Raw genomic sequence first — 12,823 nt, 5'->3', positions numbered from 1 at the left:
CTCGCCTTCTTCGCAAGGTGGGGAGGTTGGGATTTGGTGATGTCGAAACGCTCCGTTCAAGCGCATATCGAGGACATCCCCCGCTGGGAGGACGGTGCGCCTCTGGCCAGCCCTCCTCTTTCCGGCATGCAATGGCTGGTTTGGTCTCTGGCCACAGCAGGGAAGTTTTTCGAGGGCCTGATCGTGTTCATGCAGGGGGTGGGTTTGCCCCTGATCGCCAGAGACTTCGATCTCAGTGATCTCGACAAGGGGTTCGTGACAGCCGCCACCTTGGCCGGCATCCTGTTTGGCGCACTGCTGCTCGGCGGACTGGCGGATCGCCTCGGGCGCAAGCCCGTGTTCATCGGGGAGATGGTGCTGCTGCTCGTGGCATTGATCGCTGCCGCGACGGCACCATCCAAAGAAATCCTCATCTTGAGCCTGTTCGTGATCGGGCTGGCGTTAGGCGCCGACTACCCAACGGCGCACCTCGTGATTTCAGAGAGCATCCCTTCCGCCATCCGCGGGCGACTGGTGCTGGGTGCGTTCAGCTTTCAGGCGATCGGCGCGGTGTTGGGCACGGCGATCGCGGCGATCATCCTCAGTGCGATGCCCAGTGTTAACGACTGGAGACTCTTTTTCCTGGTGCCTGTTGTTCCCGTGGCAGCGGTGGTGTGGGGGAGGTTCTTCCTGCCGGAAAGCAGCCACTGGTTGGTGAGTCGCGGGTTGCCAGAGAAAGCGGAAAAACAGTTGCGCAAGTTGCTGAACCGTCAGAACCTCTCCCTCGCCAGCGTGGATCGTCTTCAGGAGGTCGCCCCAGAGCAGCGCAGTCGCGATTGGATAAAGCTGTTCCGCGGTAAGTACGTTCGCGCCACCATCCTCACGTCCGTTCCCTGGTTCCTCCAGGATCTCTCCACCTATGGAATCGGCATCTTCACGCCCGTGATCATCGCCATGGCGTTCGGGGAGATGAACCAGGCAACCACCGTGGGCGATCTGATCCAGAACGACATGATCGGAGCCAAGGGCACAGCCTTGATCGATGTGGGCTTCCTCGTGGGGATCGCAGCCGCCATCGTTCTCGCCGATCGTTGGGGGCGCATTCCGCTTCAGATCACTGGCTTTATTGGTTGTGCGGTTGGCTTGATCCTTGCGTCTCTCGGTGGTGCTGGTGGCCACACCAACCTCCCTCTCACCGTTGCTGGATTCCTGCTGTTCCAGTTCATGACCAATCTCGGCCCGAATGCCACCACCTATCTGATGGCCGGGGAGGTGTTTCCCACCAAGATCCGTGGGCTTGGAGCCGGCTTTGCCGCGGCATCGGGCAAGGTGGGAGCGGTGCTAACGGCGTTTTTCTTTCCCACACTGATTCAGACCTGGGGAACGGAGAAGGTGTTGTCCGTTCTGGTGATCACGTCCCTGCTGGGTGCAGTGATCACCTGGCTCTACCGCATCGAACCCAAGGGCCTGGATATGGAGACCCTCTGAGATGGACATGCAGCCCGTTGCTGCTCAGGTGTTGCCCTGTCCACTCGCCGCTGGTTGGGAGCTGCTGCGCACGATTCCTCTGCCGCGCACGGGCTCTGATGGACAGCCGATGGGGGGCTTCTCGGCGGCGGCTTACGACCAGAACGATGATCGGCTCTGGCTTCTCAGTGATGCCCCCCGAGGGCATCTGGTGCCGTTCAGCGGTTTGCGTGCACAGGTGACAGGGAGAGGTGCTCTGCGAGCCGGCCCCCGCTTGCTGCTCAGGGACTCTGAGGGTGAGCTGCTGCCTGAAGGGTTTGATGGTGAAGGCCTGGTGCTCGAAGGGGACGAGGCCTGGATCGTCAGTGAAGGCCGCCGCACCCCGGAGCGGCGGGCGAGGCTGCAGCGTCATTCCTTGCGCAATGGTCGTCTTCAGGAGGAGCGTTCGCTTCCTGCAGCCTGGCAGGAGCAGCCTGGGCAGGGGCTGAGGGCCAACAAAGGGCCTGAATCGCTCACGCGCACACCGGCCGGTGATCTGGTTCTGGCCGCTGAAGCTCCTCTGGTGCAGGACAGCCCTCTGGCAGGCCAAGACCTGGTGCCACTGGCGGTTCAGGCAACCGGTGAGCCGCCGCGGACCCTGGGGCGGATCGCGCTCGGCCCCGCTGGGGCCGCGGCATCCCGTTCCCTGGGCCTTACGGAGCTTCTGGCCTTGGATGCTCCACCGGCCTTGCTGGCGCTTCTGCGCAGTTATGCGCCGCCCCAGCGTTGGACTGCGGAGCTGCAATTGCTGCCCCTGCCCGCGTCCCCTCTGAAGGAAGCGCCGCCCTTGATCCCAGCCCAAGGCTGGGATCTGCTGGAGGCCGGGTTACCCGCCGATAACTGGGAAGGAATGGCCTGGGGGCCCCAACTCGATGACGGCAGGCTCGTGCTTGTGCTGGTGAGTGACGACAATTTCAATCCGCTTCAGCGAAGCTGGGTGTCGCTGCTGGTGCCGCGTCGCGGTTCAGGCTGCCCTTCCGGTCGCTTTCAGTTTTGATCATGACCCTGCCTCGCCGTTCCGTTCTTGCGCTGCTCGGTCTTGGGGCTGCCGGTCTGGTGGGATCCCGGCCCAGGGGCCAGGCCGCTGCGGCTGCTGATTCAGCGGCACCTGTTCCGTCTGCATGGCCTTTCAAGCCAGTGCCGACCCCCCTGCCAGTAGACAGCGACGGCCTGACGGCTGCGCAGCAGCAGCAGGTGTACCGGCGCATCGCGGTGGAGGACCGCTTGGTGGTTCCCGAGGGGTATCGCGCTGATCTGATCGCCGCCTGGGGAGATCCGATGCCCCAGGGGCGCTTCGGCTTCAACAACGACTACCTCGGCTTTGTGTCCAGCGGACCGGACGACGCACTGCTCACGGTGAATTTCGAATACATCAGTGCCTTGCCCTGGACCGAGGGCTTCCGCGAGGTGGTCGGCCGCCCGCTGCCCTGGCAGCAACTGGTCGCAGCTCTCGCCTCCCGCGATGGGGTGATCGATTGCGCCGCCTTGCAGGGGAATGAGCGGTTGCTGGCTCTGATTCGCTCCGTCAGCGATGAAGCCATGGCGGATCTCGGGCTGGGGGTGATCGCCATCAGCCGGAATGGCGAGGGCCAGTGGGCACGCCGCAGCGATCCCGTGGAGCGCCGAGTGGATGGTCTGGCTGGCTGGACTGACCCCTCCCAGCGCCTGCAAAGCACCGGGCCAGCGGCCGCGGTGTTCCGCCGCGCCGAGCGGATGGGCTACGACGACGGTCTCGGTGATCAGGTGATCGGCACCTTTGCCAACTGTGCTGGTGGCACCACGCCCTGGGGCACGGTGCTCAGTGCGGAGGAGAACTTCCAGTCCCAGGTGCCGGAGCCGGTGTACGCCGATGGCAGCGCGGTGTCTCCCTCTGAACGCCCCTTCGTCTGCCGGCAGACCAGGCTGGGGGGACTGGGCAATGTGTACGGCCTGGCTGGCAACAAGTACGGCTGGATGGTGGAGATCGACCCTGCAGCCCCCGACAGGCCCGTGCGCAAGCACACGGCTCTGGGGCGTTTCCGCCACGAGGCTGTGGCGCTTCGTGCTGAAGCGGGTGCTCCGTTGCGGGTTTACTCCGGTTGTGATCGCCGGGGCGGTCATCTCTACCGTTACGTGAGTGCCGATCCGGTCATAACCCCTCGCGATCCAGGCAATTCGCGGCTGCTCGAGAACGGTGAGCTGCAGGTGGCCGTCTTCCATGCGGATGGCACCGGTGAATGGCTTCCCCTGCGTGCGGATGCACCGGTGCGGCCGTTCCTGCCCAGCCGCTTCACCCAAGCGGGCCTGAGTTGCCCGGTGGAGCTTCCCCATTCCGATCGCCGGCGTGCCGGTGCGGAGTTCTTTCGCGAGGACGCCGCAGTGCAGGCCTACGCAAAGCGCTTCCCGACCCTGGGCACTCTGTATGCGGGGGAAGGAGAACTGCTGCAGGGAGCCATCCTGGTGGATGCCCACCTGGCCGCCCGAGCGGCAGGGGGAACTCCCACAGCCCGCCCCGAAGACACGGAGATCGATCCGTTAACGGGAGACCTTCTCGTGGCCTTCACCTCCGGCTATCCCAACACCACCGGTGGGCCGGACCCCGCCATCTTCCGCGGGCCCAATGGCGAAGCGATCTGGGGGCATGGCTGGGTGATGCGTCTGTCGGATGATCCGGCCCGCAGCGGCGAGGCCAGTGGAGGTGCATTCCGTTGGCGCATGGCGGCCACAGGCGGGGAACCCTGGGCTGGCGGTCTGGGGTTCACCAATCCCGACAACTTGGCCCTGGATGGCCAAGGCAATCTCTGGATCGTGACCGACCGCTCGGCCAAATCTTCAGCGAGCGATCAGTTCGGCAACAACAGCTGCTGGTTTGTGCCCCGAACCGGCGATACCGAGGCTGAACGGGCCGCCTGCTTCGCGACCGGGCCGATGGAGTGTGAGCTTTGTGGACTGAGTCTGGACGACCAGGAGCGGGCCCTCTTCCTCGCCATTCAGCACCCTGGTGAAATCCATGGTGCCCGTGGGCCCAGGGACCAGGAAATGCAAGTGCACACCTTGCGTGACCGCGATGGAGGGGTGATTGAACAGCTGCGCACGGTTGCGATGGGCTCCAACTGGCCGGCTCAGGCACCCGGGCGACCTCCTCGCCCAGGCGTGGTGGCGGTGCAGCGACGCAACGGTCAGCCGCTGCTGGAGGGCTGATCTGTTTCCCGACTGAGCTTGGGAATCAACGCTGTTGCAGCCAGCAATCCCAGGGTGAGGATCATCAGGGCCGGCCATAGGGCGGCGGCGAGGCGTTCGTCACTGGCGTACTGAAACACCCGGATGGAGAGAGTGTCGAAGTTGAACGGACGCACCGCCAGGGTGAGGGGGAGTTCCTTCACGGTGTCAACGAAAACCAGGAGGCTGCCCACCAGTAGCGGTCCGCGAAGCAGGGGCAGATGCACGCGGCGGAGCACGGCGGGCCAGCGCAGACCCAGGCCTGTGGCCGCTTCATCCAAGTTGGGCGAGAGCCTTTCCAGGGCGGCGTCCAGCCCCCCCTTGCCCACGGCCAGGAAGCGATCGCTGTACCCCCAGAGCAGCAGCAGGATCGGCGAGAGTTGCCAGGGGCCGCCCAGTAACAGCAGCGCCAGGGCCAGAACGGCTCCTGGAATGGCGTAGCCCATTCCAGCGAGGAAGGTCACGCTCCCCAGCCATCGGGAGCGACTCCAGCGCTTGGCGATGGCGAGCAGCAGGGCCGCCAGTCCCGTGAGCGCCGCGGCAGCGAGGCCCAGGGAAAGGCTGCGCGCCGTCAGAAGCAGCAGTTCCGGTTGCCAACCTGCGGCCAGTTGCCCCAGGTTGTGGCACGCCCAGATCAGGGGAATCCCCAGGCTCAGCAGCGGTGGGATGCCCCCGAGCACCTGAGCCAGCACGGCCCGAAGTCCCCCCAGTTGCCAAGCGGGGGATTCACCGCCGGCCACGCCCTCGGCCCAACGGCGGCTGCGCCGGCGCAAGCGCCGTTCTCCGAACACCAGCAGCATCACGATGCAGAGGGTGATCAGTGCCAGCCCGACGGCACCCGCGGGATTGCCATCCATCTGCCAGGCCTGAAGGATGCCGGCCGAGAGACTGGGAATCCCCAGCAGCTGAACGGCTCCGTAGTCGTTCACCACTTCCATCCCCATCAGGGCAATCCCGGCGCCGATGGCCGGTAGGGCCAGGGGCAGTGCAATACGGCGGAAGCTGTTCCAGGGGCCGACCCCGAGGCAACGACAGGCTTCGAGTTGCCGACGCCCGCAAATGGTGAAGCTTTCAGTGCTCAGCAAGAACACGTAGGGGTAGGTGCTGAGGGCCATCACGGCCACCCCCCAGCTCAAGCCATGGATGCGTAGGCCATGCAGGCTCCCCAGATCTACCAGCGTGGCGGCCAGCAAATAGGAGGGACTGGCCAGGGGCAGCAACTGGGCGATCCGCAGCCAGCGCCGACCAGGGAAGCGGCAGTTCGCCAGAAGCCAACCATTCACGGTGCCAAGCAGACCTCCGGCTAAGCCGGTTCCCACTAGAAGCACAAGGGTGCCGCGCAACTGGCTGACGCCGTCGGAGCCGAGGCTGGCGTTGCCGTTTCTGAGCCCCTGCAGGCCTTCCCCCACCAGTCCGAGCACCGGTAGCAGCGCCAGCACTGCAATCAGAAGGGCACCGGCTACCAGCAAGCGCCGGCCCGGCACCCATCGGCTGCCCTCTGGGCTTGTGCCCTGGGGCAGGGGGCAGGGAATGGAGGGACTGACGCTCTTCACCCTTTGATCATTGCCAACCGTTGGCCCTCATCAGTTCCACAGCCTTGCTATTCAGTTCACCAAGGCGTGCGGCAGACACATCAGCCTGGCGGAAGGGGCCCCAGGCCTTGAGCACTGGATCTTCACCCATGCCCTTAATGGGGTACTCGTGGTTGGCCGCGGCATAGCCCCCCTGGTTTTCGCTGGCGACCAGGAAGGCCAGGAAGCGGGTGGCCGCTTCGGGATTGCGACTTGAACGGGTCACGCCGCCGCCGGTGATGTTCACGTGAACAGGTTCGGGCCAAACCACGGTCACCGCTTCACTGAGCTTGCGGTCCGCTTCGCCTTTGTCGCCAGCCTGCAGACGTCCGAGGTAATAGCTGTTGGCGAGCGCCACACCGCAATTGTTCTGGGCCACGGCCCGAATCATTGGGGTGTCACTGCTGAAGACCGGCTGGGAGAGATTGGCGACCATGCCGCGGATCCACTTGGCTGTTGCCTCTTCTCCTTCCCGATCGAGCATGAAGGCCACCAGCGACTGGTTGTACACGCTGCGGCGGTTGCGCAGGCAGAGGCGACCTTTCAAAGCCGGAGCAGCCAGCTTCTTGTACTGATCCACCTCTTCGGCTTGCACCGAGGCGGTGTTGATCATGGGGGTGCGCAGCCTGCGGGTGAGTCCGAACCAGCGTTGCTTGGGATCGCGCAGCGCTTCAGGGACCGCCGCATCCAGTTGGTTAGAACGCACAGGTTGGAAGAGATCGAGATCGGCCGCCTGATCCAGGCGTGCGGCATCAGCAAGAATCAGCACGTCGGCAGGTGAGGTGTCGCCTTCGGTGCGCAGTCGCTGAATCAAGGCGTCATCTTTGGCCTCCAGCAGCTTCACCTTGATGCCTGTTTCGGCGGTGAAGCGGTCATAGAGCTGTTGGTCAGTGTTGTAGTGACGGCCGGAATACACGCCGATCTCAGACTGCTGGCCTTGTTGGCTGCAGGCGGCCAGGAGGGTTGTTGCTGCCAGGAGCAGGGGCAGGCCAGCGGCTCGGCCGTGGTTCAAGCCCCGGGGAAGCTTGCGCATGGAGAAGCGACTAAATGAATTTGAGAATCGTACTCAATAAGGGTGTGGCTGTTGTCTGTTGCGTTCCGGGCCCGTGCCTAGCCATCAAAAAACCCCGACCATGGCCGGGGTTGCTCAAACTTTTGATTGGCGATCAGCGGTCACTGCGCCGCACAGGGATGGGCACAAGAGTGGGCTCCATCAAGCCGCCGCCGCCGTTGTCATCGTCGGAATCAAGGAGAAGCCAGAAGGCCAGCCCTAAAGCAATCAGCAAGCTGCCAGCTGCAAGGAGTTCCACCATTCCTTCTCCACGTTGGTAGTCAGCCTAATCACATTGTTTGAAAGTGGTGCAACTAGCCGAAACCCTGACCAGCGTCCTTGGCGACGCAGGCCTGGAGTTGCTTGCGCAGGGTGTTGTGGTCGAGATCGCGACCGATGAGCACCAGTTGATTCTTTCGCTCCCCAGTCCAGTCGCTGTCGTCGATGGAAAAGCGCTTGCCAGCCAGGTGGAAGACATGCCGCCGCTCACTTTCGTTGAACCAGAGAATGCCCTTGGCCCGAAACACGCTTTCCGGAAGCTGGTTGTCGAGGAAATTCTGGAACTTGCGCAAACCAAAGGGGCCGTCACTGCGGAAGGACAGGGAGGTGAAGCCTTCGATCGCGAGGTGATCCGCCGATTGATGGGCGTGGCTGTGGTCATGCTCGTGGTCATGACTGTGCCCGTGGTCATGGTCATGGTCATGGTCATGGTCATGGTCATGGTCATGGTCATGGGCGTGATCGTGGCTGTGCCCGTGGTCATGGCTGTGTCCGTGGTCGTGATCCTCAGAGGCGCGTACAACGCGATCCGATTCGAACAGGCCCACGCTCAGGAGGAGGGGCAGAGGAACCTCCCCCTTCTGTGAGCGCAGAATCCGCGCGTCGCTCTTCACCTCCCGGAGCGTGCTCTCAATCGCTTCGAGGCGCGCTTCGTCGACCAGGTCGGTTTTATTGAGGAGAAGGATGTCTCCATAGATCACCTGGGAGCGCCCCACTTCGCTGGCGAGAATCTCCTCGCCGAAATTCTCCGCGTCGATCAGGGTGATGATCGAATCCAGGCGCGTCTGATCCCGCAGTTCGCTGCCAAGGAATGTCATGGCAACGGGGAGGGGATCAGCCAGACCGGTGGTTTCCACCACCAGATAATCCAGATCTTTGGATTGTTCGAGAATGCGATCAACGGTCTCCAGCAGTTCGCCATTAATCGAGCAGCAGATGCAGCCGTTGCTGAGCTCCACGATGTCGTCGCCGGTGCTCACCACCAGATCGTTATCAATCCCGATCTCTCCGAATTCATTCACCAGGACGGCTGTCTTGAGGCCGTCCTGGTTGTTGAGGATGTGATTGAGCAGCGTGGTTTTTCCAGCTCCGAGAAAGCCTGTGAGGATGGTTACTGGCACGGTGCTGGCCTGCTGAGCTGTGCCTGTCATTCAGGGGTCTCTGCGCGTCACACCATCGTGGCAGCTGTCAGCTGAGGGCGTCGATGGACCGGGCCAGCTGAACATCCAGATCACTCAGCCCGCCCAGGTCGTGGGTGGTGAGTTCGATCGACACCCGGTTGTAGACGTTGCTCCAGTTGGGGTGGTGCTGCATCGTCTCGGCCAGCAGGGCTACCCGCGTCATAAAGGCGAACGCTTCGCTGAAATCCTTGAATCGCCAGTCTCGCTTCAGGCGATCAGCCTCAACCTGCCAGTGAGGCAGGGTGTTGTTGAGGTTGTCCCGTTCGTGCTGCGGCAGCAGGGAGGCCATGAACTCGATGTGATCCTGACGTCACCCCTAGCGTGGCTTCAGAGGAGTGTGTTGGGACGTCGGGTGAACGACATGATGCAGAGACTGTTGATCGCACTGCTGATTCCGGCGGCTTTCGTGGCCGCGGCTCCCCGCGGGCAGGCCCAGAGGGTCGTGAAGCGCATCGCCAGCGAGTGCCCGATGGGATACATCGATATGGGAAATGGCAAGTGCAGTGCCCTTGGATTGATGACCTACACCCTCAGGCCAGCGATGGGGGAGGACTGTCCGGCAGGCTGGACGGATGTGGGTGGTGGCTACTGCCGCCGGGACTGATGCCTGAATGACGCGCGACGTGCCTTCCTCGGCCTGGACCTCGCTGGGTGATTACCTCCGGGAAACGCAGCTGCTTGGCTCGATTCAGAGCACGCTCTACTGGGATCAGAACACTCGGATGCCCAGTGGCGGTGCGGCCTGGCGCGGAGAACAGCTGGCTCTTCTGGCCCGCCAATTGCACGCGCGGCAAAGCTGTGAGCGTTACGCGGCCTTGATCGCGGAGGCGCGGCAGGCCTGGCAGGCCTCGTCGGAGCAGACCTCTTCAGCAGACCGAGCTGCCCAGGCCAGAAATCTGGATCTGTTGGAGCAGGAGTTGCGCAGGCAGCAGGCCCTCGACCCCGATCTGGTGTCTGCGATTGCCGTGGCCAAGTCGGAGGGGTATGAGTGCTGGCAGCAGGCCAAGGCTGCAGCAGCGTTCGGTCAATTCGCCCCTGCTTTGAAGCGCATGGTGGCGCTCCGCCAGGAGCAGGCGCGCCAGCTGGCGGAACCGCGCTCCTGCTGGGAAACCCTGGCCCAGCCCTTCGAGCCCGACCTCACCCTGGCCCGGTTGCAGGAGCTGTTTGCGCCGTTGCGCCGGCGTCTTCCCGAGCTGCTCGGCCAGCTTCAGGGCGGCCCTCGACCCACCTCTCTGAGCTGGGATCTGGAGGCCTCCACCCAGCAGGATCTCTGTGACCAGTTGCTCAAGGCCTGGGGACGGGATGAAGCAATCACCTGCGTGGCGGCTTCGCCCCATCCGTTTTCGATCACCCTGGGGCCACGCGACTTCCGGATCACAACCCGTGTGGTTGCTGGTCAGCCCCTCTCCTGCTTCCTGGCTACCGCCCACGAGTGGGGGCATTCCTTGTATGAACAGGGCCTGCTCCCCTCCAGCCACCAGTGGTTTGCCTGGCCCCTCGGCCAGGCCACCTCGATGGCCGTGCATGAGAGCCAGTCGTTGTTCTGGGAGAACCGGGTGGCCCGCAGCCAGCCGTTTTCCGAGCATTGGTGGCCGCGTTTTGCTGCGGCTGGAGCGCCGATTGCCAACGCCATGGATCTCTGGCGTGCCATGAATCCGATGGCACCCGGCTGCAACCGGGTGGAAGCGGATGAGCTCAGCTACGGCCTTCACATCCTGATCCGCACAGATCTTGAGCTGGCCTTGCTCGAGCAGGGTCTGGAGGTGGAGGCGCTTCCGAGCGAGTGGAACCGTCGCTACGGCGAACTGCTGGGGGTGACTCCCGCGGATGACGCCGAAGGTTGCCTGCAGGATGTGCACTGGAGCGAGGGGTTGTTCGGCTATTTCCCGTCGTATCTGCTGGGCCATCTGATCAGTGCCCAGATCAGTGAGGCCATGGAAACGGCGATCGGGGCTCCGGAAGAGCATGTGCGCCGGGATGATCTTCAGCCCGTTCTCAGCTGGCTGCGGGAGGCGGTGCATCCGATCGGCCGGGCGCTCAACGCTGAGCAACTGGTGGCCAGCGTCACGGGACGCCCTCTCTCCAGTGAGCCGTTTCTCCGTTATCTGGAAGCCAAGATCGAGCGTCTGGGGACGTCGCCTTGATCAACGGAACGGCTCTTTAGGATTGCGCTATCGACAAGAGCAGCCCGAGCCGGGATTCCGCCAACCGCATGACCGACGCCCCCGTCTCACGGATCCGCAACTTCTGCATCATTGCCCACATCGACCATGGCAAGTCGACCCTGGCCGATCGCTTGCTGCAGGACACGGGCACGGTGGCCAACCGGGACATGCAGGAGCAGTTCCTGGACAACATGGATCTGGAGCGGGAACGGGGCATCACGATCAAGCTCCAGGCGGCGCGCATGAACTACACGGCGGCCGATGGGGAGGAGTACGTCCTCAACCTGATCGACACTCCCGGCCACGTGGACTTTTCCTATGAGGTGAGCCGCAGCCTGCAGGCCTGTGAGGGCGCGCTGCTGGTGGTGGATGCCAGCCAGGGGGTGGAAGCGCAGACTCTGGCCAATGTGTATCTGGCGCTGGAGAACGACCTCGAGATCATTCCCGTTCTCAACAAGATCGATCTGCCTGGTGCCGACCCCGATCGCATCAAGGAAGAGGTGGAGGCGATCATCGGGCTCGACTGCAGCAAGGCCATTCCCTGTTCAGCCAAAACAGGGATGGGTGTACCCGAGATCCTGCAGGCGGTGGTGGACAGGGTGCCGGCACCGAAGGATTCGGTGGAGGAGCCCACCAAGGCGCTGATCTTTGATTCCTATTACGACCCCTACCGGGGGGTGATTGTGTACTTCCGGGTGATGAGCGGCCGGATCAGTTGCAAAGACAAGGTGCTGCTGATGGCCAGCAAGAAAACCTACGAGCTCGATGAGATCGGTGTAATGGCACCGGATCAGCGCAAGGTGGATGAGCTTCACGCTGGGGAGGTGGGCTATCTGGCGGCATCGATCAAGGCTGTGGCTGATGCCCGCGTGGGCGACACGATCACTCTGCTGAATGCCCCGGCGGACGAGGCCTTACCCGGCTACACCGAGGCCAAGCCGATGGTGTTCTGCGGGCTGTTCCCCACCGAGGCCGATCAGTATCCGGATCTGCGCGAGGCGCTCAACAAGCTGCAGCTCTCCGATGCGGCGCTGCAGTTCGAACCGGAAACCAGCAGTGCGATGGGCTTCGGCTTCCGTTGCGGCTTCCTGGGGTTGTTGCACATGGAAATCGTGCAGGAGCGGCTGGAACGTGAATACGACCTCGACCTGATCGTTACTGCGCCTTCGGTGATCTACAAGGTGAACATGATCGACGGAACGGAAGAGATGGTGGATAACCCCGCCACACTTCCCGACCCGCAGAAGCGTGAATCGATTGAAGAGCCTTACGTGAAGATGGAGATCTATGCGCCGAATGAGTACAACGGCGCGCTGATGGGCCTGTGCCAGGAACGGCGCGGTGAGTATCTCGACATGAAATACATCACCACCGATCGGGTGACCTTGATTTACGAATTACCTCTGGCGGAAGTGGTGACCGACTTCTTCGATCAGATGAAGACGCGCACCCAAGGCTATGCGTCGATGGAATATCACCTGATCGGCTACCGCAAAAATGAATTGGTGCGTCTGGATGTGCTGATCAATGGCGAGCGGGCTGATCCTCTCACTACGATCGTGCACCGCGATAAGGCTTACAACGTGGGCAAGGCTCTGGTGGAAAAACTGAAGGAACTGATTCCCCGCCAACAATTCAAGATTCCCCTGCAGGCCTCTATCGGCAGCCGCATTATCGCCTCCACCAGCATCAGCGCCATTCGCAAAGATGTGCTGGCCAAGTGCTACGGCGGCGATATTTCACGAAAGAAGAAACTGCTGAAGAAACAGGCCAAAGGCAAGAAGCGGATGAAGGCCATGGGCAAGGTGGACGTGCCCCAGGAAGCCTTCATGGCTGTTTTGAAGCTGAATGATTGAGGGGGAAGTTAAGTCTGCCCCCTTCTCCATCGGATGG

11 protein-coding genes are annotated in these 12,823 nt (G+C 62.9%); 6 read left to right on the top strand and 5 right to left on the bottom strand.

Translation table 11 applies throughout. The features are described from left to right. Positions 1-39 precede the first annotated feature (39 nt). Genes SynMEDNS5_RS09240 through SynMEDNS5_RS09230 form a run of 3 tightly spaced genes read left to right on the top strand, consistent with a single transcriptional unit; the run spans position 40 to position 4,665 of the window. Positions 40-1,467: an MFS transporter gene (locus SynMEDNS5_RS09240; RefSeq protein ID WP_370593519.1), complete on the top strand. Its 1,428-nt coding sequence runs from the start codon at positions 40-42 to the stop codon at positions 1,465-1,467. A gap of 7 nt (positions 1,468-1,474) precedes the next feature. Further along, positions 1,475-2,482, top strand: coding sequence for an esterase-like activity of phytase family protein (locus SynMEDNS5_RS09235; protein ID WP_255440118.1), 1,008 nt, complete (start codon positions 1,475-1,477; stop codon positions 2,480-2,482). Positions 2,483-2,484: 2 nt separating this feature from the next. After that, positions 2,485-4,665 carry a PhoX family phosphatase gene (locus tag SynMEDNS5_RS09230; RefSeq protein WP_186583122.1) on the top strand — a complete coding sequence of 727 codons (2,181 nt, stop codon included), beginning with the start codon at positions 2,485-2,487 and terminating at the stop codon, positions 4,663-4,665. On the opposite strand, the gene SynMEDNS5_RS09225 is transcribed toward SynMEDNS5_RS09230, so the two are convergent. The 5 genes from SynMEDNS5_RS09225 to SynMEDNS5_RS09205 all read right to left on the bottom strand — a co-directional run bounded on the left by SynMEDNS5_RS09225 (position 4,644) and on the right by SynMEDNS5_RS09205 (position 9,054). Next, positions 4,644-6,215, bottom strand: coding sequence for an ABC transporter permease (locus SynMEDNS5_RS09225; RefSeq protein ID WP_370593593.1), 1,572 nt, complete (start codon positions 6,213-6,215; stop codon positions 4,644-4,646). The two genes, SynMEDNS5_RS09230 and SynMEDNS5_RS09225, sit on opposite strands and share 22 nt — an antisense overlap. A 28-nt stretch (positions 6,216-6,243) precedes the next feature. Beyond that, positions 6,244-7,287, bottom strand: coding sequence for an extracellular solute-binding protein (locus tag SynMEDNS5_RS09220; RefSeq protein ID WP_186583121.1), 1,044 nt, complete (start codon positions 7,285-7,287; stop codon positions 6,244-6,246). 133 nt (positions 7,288-7,420) lie between these two features. Beyond that, on the bottom strand, positions 7,421-7,567 hold the full coding sequence (locus SynMEDNS5_RS09215) for a hypothetical protein (protein WP_011933705.1): 147 nt from the start codon (positions 7,565-7,567) through the stop codon (positions 7,421-7,423). A 52-nt stretch (positions 7,568-7,619) separates the two neighbouring features. After that, positions 7,620-8,735 (bottom strand): GTP-binding protein, encoded by a 1,116-nt coding sequence (locus tag SynMEDNS5_RS09210; RefSeq protein WP_186583120.1) that lies wholly within the window; start codon positions 8,733-8,735, stop codon positions 7,620-7,622. A gap of 37 nt (positions 8,736-8,772) precedes the next feature. Beyond that, a complete protein-coding gene (locus SynMEDNS5_RS09205) occupies positions 8,773-9,054 on the bottom strand; it encodes a 4a-hydroxytetrahydrobiopterin dehydratase (protein ID WP_186583119.1) in 282 nt (93 codons plus the stop codon). On the opposite strand from SynMEDNS5_RS09205, the gene SynMEDNS5_RS09200 reads away from it, so the two are divergent. The 3 genes from SynMEDNS5_RS09200 to lepA all read left to right on the top strand — a co-directional run bounded on the left by SynMEDNS5_RS09200 (position 9,031) and on the right by lepA (position 12,786). Then, positions 9,031-9,369 carry a hypothetical protein gene (locus SynMEDNS5_RS09200; RefSeq protein WP_370593518.1) on the top strand — a complete coding sequence of 113 codons (339 nt, stop codon included), beginning with the start codon at positions 9,031-9,033 and terminating at the stop codon, positions 9,367-9,369. The two genes, SynMEDNS5_RS09205 and SynMEDNS5_RS09200, sit on opposite strands and share 24 nt — an antisense overlap. A 7-nt stretch (positions 9,370-9,376) precedes the next feature. Then, positions 9,377-10,909: a carboxypeptidase M32 gene (locus tag SynMEDNS5_RS09195; RefSeq protein ID WP_186583118.1), complete on the top strand. Its 1,533-nt coding sequence runs from the start codon at positions 9,377-9,379 to the stop codon at positions 10,907-10,909. 68 nt (positions 10,910-10,977) lie between these two features. Continuing rightward, the gene (lepA, locus tag SynMEDNS5_RS09190; protein ID WP_186583117.1) at positions 10,978-12,786 is read left to right on the top strand and encodes a translation elongation factor 4; all 1,809 of its coding nucleotides are present in this window, start codon (positions 10,978-10,980) and stop codon (positions 12,784-12,786) included. Positions 12,787-12,823 lie beyond the last annotated feature (37 nt).

Source organism: Synechococcus sp. MEDNS5 (genome assembly GCF_014279875.1).
In the GTDB taxonomy this organism is placed as follows: Bacteria; Cyanobacteriota; Cyanobacteriia; order PCC-6307; family Cyanobiaceae; genus Synechococcus_C.
The sequence above is the reverse complement of the archived record's forward strand: the minus strand, read 5'-3'. Positions and strand labels throughout refer to the sequence as shown.